Source organism: Paraclostridium benzoelyticum, assembly GCF_001006285.1.
In the GTDB taxonomy this organism is placed as follows: Bacteria; Bacillota; Clostridia; order Peptostreptococcales; family Peptostreptococcaceae; genus Paraclostridium; species Paraclostridium benzoelyticum.
The window spans coordinates 1-18,746 of record NZ_LBBT01000143.1; the positions used below are offsets into that span (position 1 = coordinate 1).

Here is an 18,746-nt window from a genome sequence, read left to right on the forward strand (position 1 = left end):
ATAATTTATATTTATATTTATAAAAATTTATTTTAATCTAATTAATAGTAAAAAAGGAGACTGAAATCTCAGTCCCCTGTATAGTAAAGTTTATTATCTAGCTTCTTTTATCTTAGCAGCTTTACCTACTCTACCTCTTAAGTAGTTTAGTTTAGCTCTTCTTACTTTACCTTTTCTAGTTACTTCTATCTTCTCTAATTTTGGAGAATGAACAGGGAATGTTCTTTCTACTCCAACGTTGAAAGATATTTTTCTTACAGTGAAAGTTTCTCTAGCTCCTCCACCTTGTCTCTTTAATACAACACCTTCGAATACTTGTATTCTTTCTCTTTTTCCTTCAACTATTCTAACGTGTACTTTTACAGTGTCCCCAGGTCCAAAGTTAGGAACTTCATTTTTTAATTGCTCTTGCTCTAATGATCTTAATATTTCGTTCATTTTAATCCTCCTGGTATCATAGACGCTCTTAATTACTTGACCATTTGTAAGCAGAGGAACGCCCGTTTTATTTTTTCAACAGATTTTATTATACTATATGTCCTATTTATTTACAAGCTTTTTTGTATAAATCAGGACGTCTTTCTTTAGTTATTTCAATAGATTTCTCATTTCTCCACTCATCTATTTTCTTATGATTTCCAGATAGTAAAACTTCTGGAACTTCCATTCCCATAAATTCTCTCGGTCTAGTATAATGAGGGTACTCTAATAAGTTATCTTTAAATGATTCTTCCTCAAAGGATTCATTTTGACTTAATACACCTGGTATAAGCCTTGAAATTGAATCTATAAGAATTAGTGCAGGAAGTTCCCCCCCTGTTAATACATAATCCCCTATAGATATTTCATCCGTAACTATAGAATCAATAATTCTTTGATCTATTCCTTCATAGTGACCACATAAAAGTATTACATCTTCAAATGTTGACATTTCACTAGCTATGTTTTGATTGTGAGCTTCACCCTTCGGTGTTAAGTATATAACTCTAGGTTCTTTTATATCAAATTTATCTATAATATGTTTATATGTATCATATATTGGCTGTGGAGTCATTACCATACCTGCTCCACCTCCAAAAGGATAATCATCTACCTTTTTATGCTTATTAGTAGAAAAGTCTCTTATATTGTATATGTTTACTTCAATAATACCTTTTTCTACAGCTCTTTTCATTATACTCTCATTCATATAAGAGTTGAATATTTCTGGGAATAGTGTCATTATATGAAATCTCATAATATCACCTTAAAATTAATCTAACATTCCCTTTATAGGGTCTATTATCATTTTTCTTTCTTCTATATCTATCTCAGGTACAAACTTCATAACAGCTGGTATAAGATATTCTTTATTATCTTCACCTTTAATTACATAAACATCATTAGCTGCATATTGTAAAACATCATCTAATACACCTACATGTTTATTGTCTACTGTATAAACGTCTATACCAATCATATCAGCAATAAAGAACTCGTCTTCATCTAATTCTTTTGACTCTTCTCTAGATACATAGATATTTTTGTTAACTATCTTTTCAGCCATTTCTACTGTATCTATTCCTTTTATTTTCATTATAACTAAGTTACCTTTATATCTAACATTTTGTACTTTATATTCTGTATTAAGGTCTTTTCCTATATAAAAAGTATCCAAATCGTCATATCTATATATATCATCCGTTGTGGAGTAAATTCTTACTTCACCTTTTAAACCTTGTGTTTTTACTATTTGTCCTATTTTAAAATGAGTTAATTTATTTTCCATAATCTCACCTTCTTTAAAAATTATGCTTTATCTTTGCGCAATATATACACAGTATATACAAAAAGGACTAGGTTAATACCTAATCCTTTATATTATTTCAAGAGTAACCTTTTTGTGGTCTCTATTTGAAGCAGATTTTATAACAGTTCTTATAGCTTTAGCTATTCTACCCTGCTTACCGATAACCTTACCCATGTCATCAGGGGCTACTTTTAATTTTAAGATAGTTTCTCCATCATTAAAAGTTTCCTCTACTTCAACTGCCTCTGGATTATCGACAAGAGCCTTTGCTATATCTAGTACTAGCTCTTTCATATCAATTCACTCCTAAAAGAAAATTACTTAGCTTGCTTAGAAGCTTCGAACTTTTCCATTACTCCGTTGTTAACTAATAAAGTTTTAACTGTATCAGTTGGTTGTGCTCCACATCCTAACCATTTAACAGCTTTCTCATCGTTTATTTTAACTTGCTTTGGTTGAGATATTGGATTGTAGAATCCTATTTCTTCTATGAACTTTCCATCTCTTGGAGCTCTAGAATCTGCTACTACTATTCTGTAGAAAGGTTTTTTATTTGATCCCATTCTTTTTAATCTTATTTTAACTGCCATATCGACACCTCCGAAAAATTTTTATCTTTTTGTTTTCTATTATTTAAAGAAAGGTAAACCGGCAAAGCCTCCCCTTTTCTTCATGCTTTTTTGAGTTCCTGTAAACATCTTCATCATTTTTTTCATCTCATCAAATTGCTTTATAAGTCTGTTTACATCTTGAACACTAGTACCACTACCTCTTGCTATTCTTTTCTTTCTTGAAGCATTTAAGATACTAGGATTTCTTCTTTCTTCTATTGTCATAGACTGTACGATTGCCTTAGTCCTAACAATTTCTTTATTATTCATATCGATGTCCCCAAGTTGGTCTTTGACTTGACCCATACCAGGAATCATTTCAATCACCTTGTTTAAAGGACCCATCTTTTGAATTTGTTCCATTTGTTCTAAGAAATCTTCAAAATCAAGATCTTGCTTTTTAATTTTGCTTTCTAATTCCTTAGCTTTTTCTAAATCTATATTTTCTTGAGCCTTTTCTATTAAGCTTAGGATGTCTCCCATACCTAATATTCTAGATGCCATTCTATCTGGATGGAAAGGCTCTAAGTCATCTAGCTTTTCTCCCATACCTATAAACTTTATAGGCTTTTGTGTTACAGCTCTTATTGAAAGTGCTGCTCCACCTCTAGTATCCCCATCAAGTTTAGTTAAAACTACTCCATCAACCCCAAGGGCATCATTGAAGCTTTGTGCAACATTAACTGCATCTTGTCCTGTCATAGAGTCTACAACCAATAGTATTTCGTGTGGCTTAACTTCAGACTTTATATTTTGTAACTCTTCCATTAAAGTCTCATCTATATGAAGTCTACCAGCTGTATCTATTATAACTAAATCGTGGTTATTTTTCACTGCATGATTATATCCAGCTTTTGCTATATTTACTGGGCTTTCTTTATCTCCCATGCTAAACACTGGTATATCTAATTTTTCACCTACAACTTGTAATTGCTTTATAGCCGCAGGTCTATATATATCACAAGCCACTAGTAAGGGCTTCTTACCTTGCTTTTTAAAGTATCCTCCAAGCTTACCAGATGTAGTTGTTTTACCTGCACCTTGTAACCCTACCATCATTATAACTGTTGGTGGCTTTGGTGATATCATTATTTTACTTTGAACATCACCCATTAAACTTGTCAGTTCTTCATTAACTATTTTTATAACATGTTGTGCTGGTGTCAAGCTTTCCATAACATCTTGTCCAACAGCTCTTTCTTGAACTTTCTTAACAAAGTCTTTAACTACTTTAAAGTTAACATCAGCTTCTAATAAAGCTAGCTTAACTTCTCTCATAGCATCTTTAACATCTTTTTCAGTAAGCTTACCTTTAGATTTTAATTTTCCTAAAGCGCCCTGTAGTTTATCTGCTAATCCTTCAAATATCATTTTAACATCTCCCTACATAAATCTTCTATATTTTCTACCTTAGGGATTAAATTAGCACAATCTCTATTTTGCAATAAATCTTGTTTAATGTCAACAACTTTATTATATATATCTTGTGTAATTTTTTCACGTTCTTTTGACTTTTTAACTAAGCCTAATTTTGCTTCATAATCTTTCAAAATTTTTTCAGAACGCTTTAATGTATCATATATTCCTTGTCTTGAAACACTTAGATTTTCACTGATTTCTCCAAGAGAATAATCTTCATTGTAATAAAGTGATACAATTTCTCTTTGCTTATCAGTTAGAAGCATTTTGTATTGTTCAAATAACAACCCAATTTCTACTAATTTTTCTAGATTCATTATTACACTTCCCACTTACTTTACTGTAAAGGTCAATTCCTTTACACATTGTATTTTATATCATACTAATAAAGTTGTCAACAGTTATTTTTAAAAGCTAATTAGTTCCCAAATAACGCATCTATAAATGCTTTTGAATCAAAATCTTGTAAGTCTTCTACTTTTTCTCCAACTCCTATAAGTTTTACAGGAACATCAACTTCAGATTTAACAGCTAAAACAACTCCACCTTTTGCCGTTCCATCTAATTTAGTTAATACTATTCCCGTTATATCAGCTACTTCTTTAAATGTTTTAGCTTGAGATACCGCATTTTGACCTGTTGTAGCATCTACAACTAATAAAACTTCTTTTTGCGCTTCTGGATATTCTCTATCAACTATCTTGAATACCTTCCCTAACTCATTCATTAAGTTAGTTTTGTTGTGAAGTCTTCCTGCTGTATCACAAATTAATACATCTGCTTTTCTAGCTTTAGCTGCTTTAACAGCATCAAATATTACAGCCCCTGGATCAGCTCCTTCTTGGTGCTTTATTATATCCACATTACTTCTATTAGCCCACACTTCCAATTGTTCTATAGCTGCAGCTCTAAACGTATCTCCTGCTGCAAGTATTACTTTTTTACCTTCTTTAGTGTATCTATTTGCTAGTTTACCTATTGTAGTAGTTTTACCTACTCCATTTACTCCTACCATTAATATTATACTTGGACCAGGCTCTATGTTTAATTTAGAATCTTCCTCTCCTAACATATCACATATTACAGATTTTAACTCACCTCTTACAGCTAAAGGATCTGTAATACCTTTAGTTTTTATAGCATCTCTTAGTCCATCTATCATTTCCATAGTAGTGTTTACGCCAACATCTGCTGTTATTAGTATTTCTTCAAGTTCTTCAAGAAGGTCTTCATCTATTGTAGTGTATGAATTTAAAACAGCATCAATTTTATCTGTTATTCCTTGTTTAGCTTTAGTAAGTCCTTGTTTAAGTCTTGCAAATAAACCTTCTTTTGTAATTTCTTCTTCTACTTCTTCTACTTCTTCTACTTCTTCTACTTCTTCTACTTCTTCTACTTCTTCTACTTCTTCTAGCGAAGTTTCTTCAATTTTATCTTCATTGTCAATATCTATTATTTCTTCTTTGTTATCTGGATCTTCATCTAAATTGTGCTTTTCTTCCACTTTAAACTCTGCACCTTCAACTACAGTTTCTTCATCAGTAGCTGATTCTTCATTAGCTTCTTCAATTTGAGCTTCTTCTTCAACTACACTTTCTTCTTCTTTTTTCTTTCCAAATTTGAATAACTTCTTAAACATTTTGCCTCCTTATATTATATCTTCAGTTAATTTTTTAGCTTCTTTTAGATCTAGGCTTATTACCTTAGAGATTGCTTTTTCTTGCATTGTAACTCCATATATATAGTCTGCAACCTCCATAGTACCTCTTCTATGAGTTATAGATATAAATTGGGTATCTTTAGATAGTTCTTTTAAAAACTCTCCAAATCTATATATGTTTGCATCATCTAGTGGCGCTTCTATTTCATCTAGTATACAAAATGGAGTTGGCTTAGCTAATATTATTGAAAATAATATACTTATTGCAGTAAGTGCTTTTTCTCCTCCTGATAAAAGATTTAAATTTTTCATTTTCTTCCCAGGTGGTTGAGCTACTATTTCTATGTCACTTTCTAGAATATTATCTTTATCTACTATTCTAAGTTCTCCATTTCCTCCACCAAATAATTTTTTATAAACAACTTTAAAGTTTTCATTTATTAAAACAAAGTTTTCATTAAACTCTCTTTTCATATTTTCTTCTAGTTCTTTAATAAGTTTATATATAACTTCTATAGATTCTTCTAAATCTTTCTTTTGTTCACTATAAAAATCATACCTTTCTTTTATTTCTTCATATTCTTTTATAGAGTCTATATTTACATTCCCAAGACTTTTTATTTGTCTTTTTAGGTTTTCTAGCTCTTTTTTATCAATAACTACAGATTCATCTTTTAATGCCTTTGCTTCCTCTAGGCTTAATTCGTATTCTTCTATAAGTTTAGCTATATAATTTTCTTTAGATGATCTTAGTCTTTCTATTTTATTTTCTATCTTAAATAAACTTTCTTTGACTTCTATATACTGTCTATCTATATTTTTAGATTCAGTATTTATAGCGTCTCTATTTTTCTTAATAGAATCTTTTTGTTCTTTTTGCAGACTTAATTTTTTATTTTCATCTATAATTTGATTCTCCAAGTTTTCTTTTTCTGAAGTTTCAATTTTAATCTGATCTTGAATTTTAACAGTATTAAATTTACTTTCTTCAAGTTGTTCTTTTGTAGTTCTAAGGACATCATTTTGTGATTTTATTTCTTTTTGAATTCTATCTATATCCTTTATTGTAGCTTGGTGAATTTGATTTAATTTAGCATATTCTATATTCAAATCGTCAAATCTGCTTTTATCTACTTCATAACCATCATTTATTTCTTTTAATTTTGAATTTAATGTATCTATTTCATTTTTGTTTAACAAATGCTTTTGTTCTATTTCATTTATATTTTCTTTTAATGACTTAGTTTTTGTTAGTGTATATTCTAAATTTTCACCTAAACTTAACTTCTCATTTTCAAATTTATTTAAGTTATTGCTTAAATTTAAAACTTCATCATTTGCACTTTTTATGTTTGCATTAATAACAACTACACTTTTATCATTTTCACGTAATTCATTATTTATTGTTTCAATTTTTATAAGCTTTGAATCTATAGAACCTTTTAAATTGATTTTTTCTTGTTCTAATAAATTCAATTTTTCTTGTTCTTTTTGTATGTTATCTTTAAACTCTTCTATCAATCTTTTTCTTGAAAGTATATTTCCATTAGTTCTTACTGTTCCTCCAGTTAAAGATCCTCCTGGATTTAGAATTTCTCCATCTAAAGTTACAACTTTATATCTATGGTTAGTTTCTCTAGCAAACTTTATAGCTTCATCCATACTTTCTATAACTATAGTTCTTCCTAAAACATTTTCGATTATATTTTTATACTTTTCATCAAACTTAACTAATTCACTTGCTATCCCTATGTATTTAGCACTGCTTTTTATTGCATTTTTATCTATTTTATTGGATTTAATTATATTTAAAGGTAAGAATGTAACTCTTCCTAAATTATTTTTCTTTAAGTAGTTTATAGCATTTTTAGCGCTATTTTCATCTTTAGTTATTATATTTTGCATATAACTTCCAAGTGATGCTTCTAGTGCTTTTTCATATTTTTGACTAGATGATATAACCTGACCTAGTGCTCCATATATACCCTCTAAATTTTTATTCTTTAACACTTCCTTTACACCTTTATTAAATCCTTCATAGTGCTTTTCCATATCAGTGTATATGTTTAATTTAGAGTTATATTCATTTATTTTAAGTTTAGAGCCTTGTATATCACTACTTATTTTGTCATATTCTATTTTCAGAGAATTTACCTTTTTATTAATATCTTCAAATTCTTGTTTTAAGTTTTCTATTAAACTTAATTTTTCTTGTTTTTGAGAATTAAATTTTGATATTTCATCTTTTTTATTGCATATATTTTTTTGTATATGTTCTATATCTACATCTATAGTTTTAGTTCTATTTTCTATATTCTCAATATTTGCATTTAAAGTAGATAGTTTGTTCGCACTATTTTGTTTAACATCCAATAAGTTTATTATTTCATCTTTTAAAGCTTCAATAGTTTGACTTACTTTGTTTATGCTTTCTTTTTTGTCTTTATTTTTTAATTCAACTTCATCTATTTTATTTTCTATATCTTTTAAATTTCTAAAAGCATTATTTTTACTTTCATTTAATTTTTCTAATTCTAGATTGTCATCATTTATCTTTTTATTTATATAACTAATTTCATTTGTGTACCTTTGTATATCACTGTTACAATTTTTTATCTTTTCATTAAGAACGCTGAGTTCTGAATATTTTTTGTTTATTACACCTTTTATAGTGTTTATATATTCAATAGTTTTGTTTATTTTAACATCAATTTCTTCAAGTTCTTCATCACAATCAGTTATAGATTTTTCTAAAGTTTCTTTTTTAGATTTAACTGAAACCATTTGATCTTTAAGTACTTTATCATGATTTAATGTTTCTTTTGCTTGAGCCTCTAATTCTTCAATTTCACTTATATAACTATTTACTTCAATCTTTTTTAATTCTTCTTTTATTTCTAAATATTTTATAGCTTTTTTCTGTTGAGTTTCTAAAGGTTTTAACTGATTCTCTATCTCAACATATATATCTTCTATTCTATTTAAGTTTTCTTTTGTATTCTTTAGGTTTCTTTCCGCTTCTTGTTTTTTATATCTATATTTTGATATTCCACAGGCTTCATCAAATACTTTTCTTCTATTTACAGGGTTATTGCTTAAAATTTCGTCAACTTTACCTTGTTCTATTATAGAATATCCATCTTTACCTATTCCTGTATCTAATAGTAATTCTTTTATATCCTTTAATCTACACGACTTATTATTTAAGAAAAACTCACTTTCCCCACTTCTGTAAGCTCTTCTTTTTATAGTAATCTCACTATATTCTATGTCTAATTTTTTGTCACTATTGTCTATAGTTAATGCTACCTCACAATAGTTCATTGCTTTTTTCGTGTCTGTTCCGGCAAATACTACATCTTCTAGCTTATCGCCTCTTAAACTTTTTATACTTTGCTCCCCTAATACCCATCTTACTGCATCTGATATATTACTTTTTCCACTTCCATTTGGACCAACTATAGCTGTTATACCTTCGTTAAAAAGCACATCTGTCTTAGTTGGAAAGGATTTAAATCCTTTAAGTTCTAATCTTTTTAAATACAATACCTTTCTCTCCCTTCAAAATAAAACTAAAGGTTGTATATGTCTCTTAACTTCATATATATTTCTTTTGTATTAAACTTTATAGTTTTTTCATCATCTAATACAAATTCTAATTCATTTATATCTAAATTTGCTTCCTTAGTTTTTAATAAAACATCATATTTTTCTTTTATTTCTATTACATTAGATTTTTTATTTCCTAATATTCTAGATACATTTCTTTTATTAACTAAAACTACTAAATTTTTCTTAACCTCATATGTTTTAATTAAGTGTTCAATAAAATCTCCATACATCTTACTTTCAACTAACTCTCTATAAGCTGGATGGTATGGGCCTGCAAGAACTTCTTTTCCTATTGCTATATCTTCAGTTGCTTGTAATCCAACTCTAATTACATTTATATTGTTTATATAAAATAAAACCAAAACTTTTTTTACTATATCTATACTTTTATCAAGTGTAAATGAATTATATTTTCCTTCCTTTAATAGCTTTTCAAGTCCTGTTTCTTTAACTACTAAAGTCGGATATACTCTTACACAATCTGGTTTTAATTCTATAAATTTTTTGGCTGTCTTTATACATTTTTCTTCTGTATCTGATGGTAAACCTACCATCATCTGTAATCCTAAATCTATGTCATAATCCTTTATAAGTTTTGAGCTTTTAAATACATCTTCATCACTATGACCTCTTACACTATCTATTAAAACCTTCTCATCTAAAGATTGAACTCCCAGTTCTATAATACTTGTCTTATATTCTTTTAGCATAGTTAGTATTTCATCGTTTATACAATCAGGTCTAGTAGACATTCTTATATCATCTACAATGTTTTTGTCTACATATTCCTTAGCCACAGAAAGTAAACTTCTTTGAATATCTATATCTATAGCAGTAAAACTACCTCCAAAAAATGCAATCTCAATACTTGCATCTTTATCTATTGTAGTTAAATATTCTTCAATTATATTTCTTACATCTTTACTTGTAATATCTGTGCTTACTCCAGTAATTTTCTTTTGATTACAAAAAATACAATCATGAGGGCATCCCCTATGAGGCACAAATATAGGTATAATTCTCTTTTTCATATTAAATCATCCTTCTTAATGCTTGTTTTGCAGCTGATTGTTCTGCCTCTTTTTTACTCTTACCTTCTCCTTTTCCTAAAACTTCACAATCTAGGGTAACTTCCATTACAAATCGTTTATTATGATCTGGTCCAATTTCTTCTACTAAGTTATATGAAATTATACTTTCACCTTTGCTTTGTACAACCTCTTGTAAATGAGTCTTATAGTCTCTGAAGATTCTTCCTTTTATAGAGTCTTGAATTATAGCTTCCATGTGATCTAATATAAATTCTTTTGCATTTTCAATTCCACCATCTAGGTATATTGCAGCTATTACAGCCTCAAATGCATCCGCTAATATAGATATACGATCTCTACCTCCTGTAGCTTCTTCTCCTCTTCCTAAAAGAATGTGGTTTCCTAAATTTATTTCTTTAGCAACATCACTTAAAGACTCTTCACAAACTATATTGGCTCTTAATTTTGTTAACTCACCTTCTGGTAAATCTTGTTCTTTTTGAAATAAGTAATCACTTATTACTATTCCTAGAACTGAATCTCCTAAGAATTCTAATCTCTCATTGAATGAATAAGATTTATTCTCATTAGAGTATGAACTATGTGTTAATGCCTCTAATATAAATTTTTTATTTTTAAATTTATATTTAATAATATCTTCAAATTTTGATATATTAACTAATATATTTGATTTTATTTTCATTTATTTACCTCCATTTAAATATCTATAGACTATAGTGTACTATTTTTCTAAAATTATTGCAAAACATAAATATAAAACTAATTTACTTAGGCGTAAAAAAGCCTATGAATCTTATATAACTTCATAGGCTCTATAAATTCTTCACTTATACAGTTTTATTTTTCCTCATGACAATCACAATCACATATGCACTCATCTGAGCATTCACACTCATCTTCTGCCGATAATATAACTGCTTGACAATTAGGGCATACTATATCTATATCTTCATTATATAGTAAGTCCTCATCTATCTCTACAAAATCATTACAATTAGGGCATTCCATTTCTATGTAGTTATATTCTTCATCTTCATCGTCTTCATCTTCTTCGTATATATCATCTTCCACATCTGATAAATCTTCGTCTATAGATTCTACATAATCTATAAGTTCTATTTGCTCTTCTTCTAATTCTACTATTGCATCTGCAAAACTTTCTAAAACATCTACTATTTTATTTATTATTTTGCCTTCTTTTGTTTCTTCACTTATTTCTAATCCCTCTGCAAGACCTTTTAAGTATGCAACTTCTTCATATAAATATTTCATTAAAACCCCTCACTTTCCTTATTTTTTTGTATAAATTTAAAAGCCCATATATCTATTATTAGATATATAAGCTTTTATATTCATAAATTATTAAACTCTTGATAAATATTCTCCAGTTCTTGTATCTATCTTTATTCTATCTCCTGTATTTATGAATAAAGGTACTTGAACTACTGCACCAGTCTCAACTGTAGCTGACTTAGTAACGTTACTTGCAGTATCTCCTTTGATTCCTGGCTCTGTTTCAACTATTTCAAGTTCTGCAAAGTTTGGAGCTTCTACTTGGAATGGTTGCCCTTGGTAGAATCTTATTGTTGCAGTTTCATTTTCTTTTAAGAATTTGATTGCATCTTCAACTTTTTCATAGTCTAGTGGTATTTGCTCGAAAGTCTCGTTATCCATGAAGTAGTATAACTCACCATCATTGTATAGATATTGCATTTGTCTAGTGTCTATATGAGCTTTAGGGAACTTGTCACTTGGGTTAAAAGCTTCTTCTCTTATTGCTCCTGTTTTTAAGTTTCTGTACTTAGTTCTGACAAACGCAGCACCTTTTCCTGGCTTAACATGTTGGAAATCAACTATTAAACATGGTTGACCATCCTTCTCAAATGTTACACCTTTTCTAAAATCACCTGCTGTTACCATATGTGTCCCTCCATAATTATACTTAAAATTCTAATTCTATTAATTCTTTCGGTGATGAATTTAACACTTCACATCCATCTTCTGTTATTATAAGTAGATCTTCAATTCTTACACCACCAAAATCTTCTATGTATATACCTGGCTCATCACTTATAACCATATTAGGCTTTAATAACTTTTCTCCCAATGTATTAACATTTGGAAGTTCATGTACATCAAGGCCTATTCCGTGTCCTAAGCCATGACCAAATTTATCACCATATCCTTTTTCAATTATATATTGTCTTGCGATATTGTCAAGTTCTATTCCACTCATGTTAGCTTTTGCAGCTTCTATAACCTTTAATTGAGCTTCTAATACTATATTGTATATTTCTTTTTGCTTATCATTCGCTTTTCCTACAACTATAGTTCTTGTCATATCTGAGCAATATCCATTATATACACATCCAAAATCTATTGTTACGAAATCGCCTGTCTCTATAACTTTATCACTAGCTACTCCGTGAGGCATAGATGATCTTTTCCCTGATGCTACTATAAAATCAAATGATACTCCAGTTGCGCCTTGCTTTCTCATGAAAAACTCAAGTTCTAAAGCAACTTCACTTTCCTTCATTCCTGGCTTAATAAATCCTAATATATATTTAAATCCATTATCTGCAATCTTAGAAGCTTGTCTTATAACATCTAACTCTTTTTCATCTTTTATAGCTCTTAAATCTAGCATTAATCCTTTTAGTGGAACCATTTCTGTATTAACTAAAGCTTCTTTATAATTTGAATATGTTGAAAAACTCATTTTATCATCTTCAAATCCTAGTCTTTTCATATTCATTTCTTTCAAGAAGTTTGTGATCGGGTTTGTTCTAGATATTTCAACTATTTCAAAATCCTCTGTTTGATTTTTAGCTTGTTGTGTATATCTAAAGTCTGTAAATAATATGTTTTTTTCCTTAGTTATTATTATAGACCCAGCAGTTCCTGTAAATCCAGATATGTATCTTTTATTTTTAGACTCTTCAATTAAAATTGCATCTAAGTTTAATCTTTCCATCTCTGCTCTTAATTTTAAAACTCTATTTTTCACCTATACCCACCTCACAATTTATTATTGCATTTACCCCCAAAATATATCCATAAAATCCAAATCCTGTAATTTGTCCTATACATGCACTAGCGGTTACGCTTTTTTGTCTAAATTCTTCTCTTTTATGCACATTAGATATATGTACTTCTACTACTTTAGTACTTATAGATTTTATGGCATCTGCTATAGCATAGCTATAATGTGTAAACGCTCCAGGATTTATAATAATTCCATCAAAATTACAATTAGCCTCATGTAATTTATCTATTATGCATCCTTCATGATTACTTTGAAAAAATTCAAAATCAATAGTATCTTTAAATGTTTGTTTTATGCTATATTCTAAATCTTCTAATGTGTTTTTCCCATATACATCAGGTTCTCTTTTTCCTAACATATTTAAATTAGGACCATTAATTATTAATATTTTTATAGCATCCACCAACCTTTTGATAAAAACTCGTTTATACTCTATATAATAACATATTTTGTTAAATATAAACAAGTATCTCCCTAACTACTTGAGCTATATTTTTATCATCAATACTTATTTTGATATTTGAACATTTTTCATACTTTTCATATCTGTGATTTAATAGATCCTGGACATAGGCTTTTATATCTTTTACATCTTTTAGTTTAGGTCTTTTATCTATTTCATTTTTTAAGTTATTAACTATAGTATTAACATTTCCATCTAACCATATTACGTTTTTTGTATTTTTTAAAATCTCAGCATTACTTTCATTCTCTATAATTCCGCCCCCAGTAGATATTATAGTATTTTCTAAACAATATACTTCTTTAAGTAACGCTGATTCAATTCTTCTAAAATATACTTCTCCATGTTCTTTGAAAATTTGATTTATTGTTTTATTTTCTTTTTTTTCAATTTCAAAATCCACATCTAAAAATTTCATCTCTTTAAGTCTAGCTAATTCCTTTCCAACTGTAGTCTTTCCAGTTCCCATAAATCCAATTAAGATTATATTTTTCATGCAAGTTCTCCTATATTATCATTGTATATTGAAAATTCAATACAATGATTCTGTTTATTTTTAGATAGTTGTAATTTTATATTGATAATTCTACCATCTTTTTCTTTAGATATATATATAGAATCTATATAGTCGCCTATTTCATAGCCTGATTTATATCCCATTCGCTTTATAAAAAGCTTCTTAGCTTTATTGTTTAAAAATAGCTCATCACAGTCATTAACTTCCAAATTCGTTTTTGATTTATAATAAATAGATTTCACTTTTGTAAATTCAAACTCTTTATCATTTAATACTTGGCTGTTTTCTGTTTTCACATCAGTTATTTCTATATCTCCACTTAACTCTTTTTCCATATGTTTTTGAATCTCCATACCTTGTTGTTGTATTTCTATACTGCTATAAATTTTTTTATACAGATTTATTGAGGTAAATAATAAACCGTATAGTGTAATTAGTACAATACTCGTAATTATCATAGATATTGAAATTTCTAGTATAAGATATCCCTTTCTACGTTTCATATATATCTTCTTTCAATAAAACTCTTCCACTAAACGGTATGATAGTTATTTTTATTTTTCTATCTTTTGAATCAATTATTATAGTTTCTCCTTTTGAGCTAAGTGTACCATCTGATTTGAACTTTATTGTTGATGATGGATAAGATAAACTAGAATTTTTAGGAAGGTATACAGTTTTCACTATATCGGTATTTTCTTTTATTACATATCTAGGATTTTCCTGTGAACTAATATTTTCTAAAAAAACACTAAGGTTTCCATTTGAGTTCATACTTCTAACATACCTTATATCTCCTACTAGCTGCCTAGCAAAAGAATCAATTTCATATCTTTGTGATTTTTCTTTTGGAAAGCTTATCATTAAAATAGCCATAACTATCCCTATTCCTATTACAACTTCAACTAAAGTCACATTCCTTCTCTTTTCATTTTTCTAAATCTCCTTATAATTGTATTTGAATACTCTCTTTTCATTTTCCTCAATTGATTTAATATTTATTTTAACTGAGCATCTAGCAATTTTCTTAAAATTGCTATCTTCTTTTTTTGATTCTATATCTAACTTTATGTAGTCATCATCTAGGTAAATATCATTATTTACTACTCTTATTTTTAATTTATCATTCCCCATAGATTCTATAGATCTTATTATATTTATTTTATTATTTCCTAAAAAGTGATCTTTAAATTTACATTCTAAATTATTCTCTTCGATATTATTTCCAATTAAATTATTAACTTCTTCTGCAACTTTACTACAGCCTAAGTTTATACCACCTTTTACTTCATATTCTATTTTCATTGACTTTTCCTTTGTAGAAACTATATCATTATTTGTTTTAACTAATTCTATACACCCTAAGCATATACAGCTTAATATAAAGCAACACAATAATGTCACTATAATCACTGATCCATTTCTTTTTTTCATGTTCTCACCACATAACTATCTACTACCATTTTTCTTTCACAACAACTGACACAAATAGAAATTCGATAACAATTAAAATAATTTCTTTCTTTTATCACTTCTGATTTCACAGTATACCCTTCAATATTTTTACTAGTTCTTTCAAATAAATTTTCCTCTTTATTATTTTGAATCTCATACTCTATGCTACACATTTCTTTTTTTGCTAGATTTATCATTTGATTTGTGTTGTATGATTTTTTCAAATTAAAAACACTAGTTGAAAATATACTTACAACTAGTGATGCCATTATTCCTATTAAACTTAAAGCTACAATATTTTCTAAAATTAAATACCCTTTCCTCTTATGCTTGTAGTTATACATTTTTCAGCATATCCTTTAAATTTCCATGCTCATTTGCATAAATACCTGTCCATATATTAAACCCTTGTATAGCTTGATTTATAAGCATGTCTATACCATATACAATGTCAAAATTATTTTTTTTAGCCCAAGAAATAAATTTAGTTTCATGTGGATTATAAACAATATCACAAACAAGTATATCTTTATTAGTTAAATTAATTTTTTCATCTATTGGACAACTGTCTTTATCTTTGTCCATTCCTATAGGAGTTGTATTGATTATTATGTCTATATCTTCTAAATCTTCTTTAGTTATTTGATCTGTTGAAAATTTTGAATTTATACCAAAACTATCAATTAAAATATCAGATATTTCTTTAGCATTTTTTATACTTCTATTTCTTAAATTTATCTCTTTAGCTCCATTTGATGCCATTTCTATAGCTATACTTCTAGCAGCTCCTCCGGCTCCTATTATTAAAACATTTTTATTGTAAATATCATAGCCCTTGTCTGTTATTGATTTTACAAACCCAACACCATCAGTATTGTATCCAATTAACTTTCCACCTTCATTTTTTACAGTATTTACGGCTCCAATCAACAGTGCATTCTTATCTACTGAGTCTAAATACTTAATTATTTCCACTTTATGAGGAATAGTTACATTGCATCCTTTAACGCCTAAAGCTTTTATTCCTTTTATAGCATTTTCTAGCTCATCACTTTTAACATTAAAGCACACGTATTTCATATTCAGATTATTTTTTTTAATCAAATAGTTATGTATACTAGGTGAAAAACTATGTTCAACAGGATTTCCTATTAAACATAATAAATTAGTTTTTGCATTTATATCCATAATTACCTCCTGTTAGCTTTTATTTCCATTTGTTATATATATTATACAGCTTTAATTATTCTTTTTTAAACTCAAAAATAGGATATCTTAAATTTAAATTTGAGATATCCTATTTTTGTCGCTCAAGCAAAACGAATTTTTATAAAGCATTTATCATAGAGTATTCTGCGTATATAGATTCCTTATTTAAGGTACAAATTTTCTTTTCATCATATTCTAAACTTTCCTTAATATTAAGATTTATATTTATCTCTATATTGCTTTTAGTTTCAACTATATTTATTGATCCTCCATAAATATTAATTATAGATTTTGCAACTTCTAAATTCATATTTATATTATCTCTAGATTGATTATTTATATATATATCCTTGTCATATCGTCCTATATTTCTTATATATATATTTAATCCATTTGTATTATCTAAGATTTCAACATATATAGTACTATTTTGTTTTGACTGTTTTATCAATTTACTAAAAAGTAGCAATATTATTCTTTCTATATCATAAGGATCTACTCTTACTAACTTTTCTTCTATATTTGTATCAAATATAAATTCTATTTTATCATCTATTGAATATTTATTAATTTCAATTATTATGTCTTCAACTAAGCTTACAACATCATAACAATCTACTTCTGGTTTATAAAAATCAGCTTCTAATTTAGTTAATGTCATTATATTTTCTATAAGCCTTAGGGATATATAACTTTGTTTTTTTACTGAATTAGTAACAGCTGCTATTAATCCACTTTCATTGCTTAAAATTTCATCTTTGAAAACAGCTTGAATCAATTGATTAGACGACATTATTAAATTTAATGGAGTTTTTAACTCATGCGACATATTTATAAAAAAATGATTTTTTTGTTTATATTCTACTTTTTTCTTAGCTATTTCTCTTTCTATATTTTCAGCCTTAACCTTTTCAGTTATGTCATTCATTATGCCTATACATGTCATTTTATTATTTATTTCCAGGGTAATTCCCCCTAGTTCTACATCTATATATTTTCCTTTTCTATTTTGTATCTTATGTCGCATAAATTTGACATCTTGCCCAAATTTATTTAAGACCCACGAAATATCTTTTATTATGTGGCTATCATTAAATTCATTTAAGCTTTCAAAACCTGACATATTCAAAAGTACTTCATTTACATAAGTAGTTTTTTTATCTTCAAAATCATATATATATATTCCCTGAGGAATAGCATTAACTAAAGATATATAATTTTTAGCGCTTTGTTCTATACTTTTTAAAAGTATATTATACTCTGTAGTATCCCTTATTATTGCTATATCTTTTTTTATGTTATTTTCTTTAAAACTCGTTTTGTTTATATTTAGGTATTTTTTAGTGTCTTTATTTAAATATCCCTCAAAGCTTCCTTTTGATTTTGTGTTTAGAATAAAATCTTTTATTCTATCTTCATATATGTCTATGTCTAAATTATTATTATTGTTGTATGTAATTTTATTATCTCTTGTTACCACAATAGTATGAGGTATTGTTTCTATAGTTTTTTTATACTTTATTTTGTTATAATTGATTATTTTCTGTGAATATTTTTTATATGTTATATCTGTCATTATACATATAACTCCCATTATTCGATTATTAACTTTTAATGGAGTGTACTCACAATCAAAATACCTATTATCATTACTAATTATTTCCCTATTGAGCTTAATGCCTATATCATACACCTTTTGAACATCTAATAACACATCCGTACTGTTCTCTATACTCTTATTTAAAAAATGAGAAAACTTTATTTTGTAATTACAACATGAGTATTCTTTCCAAACATTTGAAAAACTACTATCTTCATTTGATATATATCCGTATTTATCTATTAAAATTACACATTTATTATTTTGTTCTAATATTATATTTAAAATTTCTTTTTTGTTATTTAATATT

Annotated in this window: 22 protein-coding genes; all 22 read right to left on the reverse strand. The window is 27.7% G+C overall.

The genetic code is table 11. The features are described 5' to 3' along the window. Window positions 1-93: 93 nt before the first annotated feature. Window positions 94-438: a 50S ribosomal protein L19 gene (gene rplS / locus VN21_RS06520; protein ID WP_021429647.1), complete on the reverse strand. Its 345-nt coding sequence runs from the start codon at window positions 436-438 to the stop codon at window positions 94-96. 106 nt (window positions 439-544) lie between these two features. Next, entirely contained in the window at window positions 545-1,237 is a 693-nt protein-coding gene (gene trmD, locus VN21_RS18365) for a tRNA (guanosine(37)-N1)-methyltransferase TrmD (protein WP_046821489.1), read from the reverse strand. Window positions 1,238-1,252: 15 nt separating this feature from the next. Then, window positions 1,253-1,768, reverse strand: a complete 516-nt coding sequence (rimM, locus tag VN21_RS18370; protein WP_035115311.1) for a ribosome maturation factor RimM — start codon at window positions 1,766-1,768, stop codon at window positions 1,253-1,255. 87 nt (window positions 1,769-1,855) lie between these two features. Continuing rightward, window positions 1,856-2,083: a KH domain-containing protein gene (locus VN21_RS06535; RefSeq protein WP_021429642.1), complete on the reverse strand. Its 228-nt coding sequence runs from the start codon at window positions 2,081-2,083 to the stop codon at window positions 1,856-1,858. 23 nt (window positions 2,084-2,106) lie between these two features. After that, on the reverse strand, window positions 2,107-2,379 hold the full coding sequence (gene rpsP / locus VN21_RS06540) for a 30S ribosomal protein S16 (RefSeq protein ID WP_021429667.1): 273 nt from the start codon (window positions 2,377-2,379) through the stop codon (window positions 2,107-2,109). A gap of 39 nt (window positions 2,380-2,418) precedes the next feature. After that, window positions 2,419-3,771, reverse strand: coding sequence for a signal recognition particle protein (ffh, locus tag VN21_RS06545; RefSeq protein WP_021429709.1), 1,353 nt, complete (start codon window positions 3,769-3,771; stop codon window positions 2,419-2,421). Continuing rightward, window positions 3,768-4,136, reverse strand: a complete 369-nt coding sequence (gene ylxM, locus VN21_RS06550; protein WP_021429599.1) for a YlxM family DNA-binding protein — start codon at window positions 4,134-4,136, stop codon at window positions 3,768-3,770. The genes ffh and ylxM overlap by 4 nt, the downstream gene beginning before the upstream one ends. A 101-nt stretch (window positions 4,137-4,237) precedes the next feature. Next, window positions 4,238-5,458, reverse strand: a complete 1,221-nt coding sequence (gene ftsY / locus VN21_RS06555; protein WP_046822561.1) for a signal recognition particle-docking protein FtsY — start codon at window positions 5,456-5,458, stop codon at window positions 4,238-4,240. A gap of 9 nt (window positions 5,459-5,467) precedes the next feature. After that, window positions 5,468-9,025, reverse strand: a complete 3,558-nt coding sequence (smc, locus tag VN21_RS06560; protein ID WP_046821488.1) for a chromosome segregation protein SMC — start codon at window positions 9,023-9,025, stop codon at window positions 5,468-5,470. Between the two features lie 26 nt (window positions 9,026-9,051). Next, the gene (locus VN21_RS06565; RefSeq protein WP_046821487.1) at window positions 9,052-10,122 is read right to left on the reverse strand and encodes an elongator complex protein 3; all 1,071 of its coding nucleotides are present in this window, start codon (window positions 10,120-10,122) and stop codon (window positions 9,052-9,054) included. Between the two features lies 1 nt (window position 10,123). Continuing rightward, the gene (gene rnc / locus VN21_RS06570) at window positions 10,124-10,825 is read right to left on the reverse strand and encodes a ribonuclease III (protein ID WP_046821486.1); all 702 of its coding nucleotides are present in this window, start codon (window positions 10,823-10,825) and stop codon (window positions 10,124-10,126) included. Window positions 10,826-10,980: 155 nt separating this feature from the next. Next, a complete protein-coding gene (locus VN21_RS06575) occupies window positions 10,981-11,415 on the reverse strand; it encodes a CD1247 N-terminal domain-containing protein (protein WP_046821485.1) in 435 nt (144 codons plus the stop codon). A 90-nt stretch (window positions 11,416-11,505) separates the two neighbouring features. After that, the gene (gene efp, locus VN21_RS06580) at window positions 11,506-12,063 is read right to left on the reverse strand and encodes an elongation factor P (RefSeq protein ID WP_021429540.1); all 558 of its coding nucleotides are present in this window, start codon (window positions 12,061-12,063) and stop codon (window positions 11,506-11,508) included. A 22-nt stretch (window positions 12,064-12,085) separates the two neighbouring features. After that, a complete protein-coding gene (locus VN21_RS06585) occupies window positions 12,086-13,153 on the reverse strand; it encodes a M24 family metallopeptidase (RefSeq protein WP_084821878.1) in 1,068 nt (355 codons plus the stop codon). Continuing rightward, window positions 13,143-13,595, reverse strand: coding sequence for a type II 3-dehydroquinate dehydratase (gene aroQ / locus VN21_RS06590; protein WP_332840796.1), 453 nt, complete (start codon window positions 13,593-13,595; stop codon window positions 13,143-13,145). Before aroQ ends, VN21_RS06585 begins: the two co-directional genes overlap by 11 nt. A gap of 49 nt (window positions 13,596-13,644) precedes the next feature. Further along, window positions 13,645-14,151, reverse strand: a complete 507-nt coding sequence (locus VN21_RS06595; RefSeq protein WP_046821484.1) for a shikimate kinase — start codon at window positions 14,149-14,151, stop codon at window positions 13,645-13,647. After that, on the reverse strand, window positions 14,148-14,675 hold the full coding sequence (locus tag VN21_RS06600) for a hypothetical protein (protein ID WP_152650739.1): 528 nt from the start codon (window positions 14,673-14,675) through the stop codon (window positions 14,148-14,150). Before VN21_RS06600 ends, VN21_RS06595 begins: the two co-directional genes overlap by 4 nt. Then, on the reverse strand, window positions 14,665-15,087 hold the full coding sequence (locus tag VN21_RS06605; protein ID WP_046821482.1) for a hypothetical protein: 423 nt from the start codon (window positions 15,085-15,087) through the stop codon (window positions 14,665-14,667). Before VN21_RS06605 ends, VN21_RS06600 begins: the two co-directional genes overlap by 11 nt. A gap of 21 nt (window positions 15,088-15,108) precedes the next feature. Beyond that, a complete protein-coding gene (locus tag VN21_RS06610; RefSeq protein ID WP_046821481.1) occupies window positions 15,109-15,606 on the reverse strand; it encodes a hypothetical protein in 498 nt (165 codons plus the stop codon). Then, a complete protein-coding gene (locus VN21_RS06615; protein WP_046821480.1) occupies window positions 15,603-15,971 on the reverse strand; it encodes a pilus assembly FimT family protein in 369 nt (122 codons plus the stop codon). The genes VN21_RS06610 and VN21_RS06615 overlap by 4 nt, the downstream gene beginning before the upstream one ends. Beyond that, window positions 15,964-16,815 (reverse strand): shikimate dehydrogenase, encoded by an 852-nt coding sequence (gene aroE / locus VN21_RS06620; protein ID WP_046821479.1) that lies wholly within the window; start codon window positions 16,813-16,815, stop codon window positions 15,964-15,966. Before aroE ends, VN21_RS06615 begins: the two co-directional genes overlap by 8 nt. A gap of 139 nt (window positions 16,816-16,954) precedes the next feature. Beyond that, on the reverse strand, window positions 16,955-18,746 hold a 1,792-nt coding region (locus VN21_RS18630), incomplete at its 5' end, for a sensor histidine kinase (RefSeq protein ID WP_046821478.1).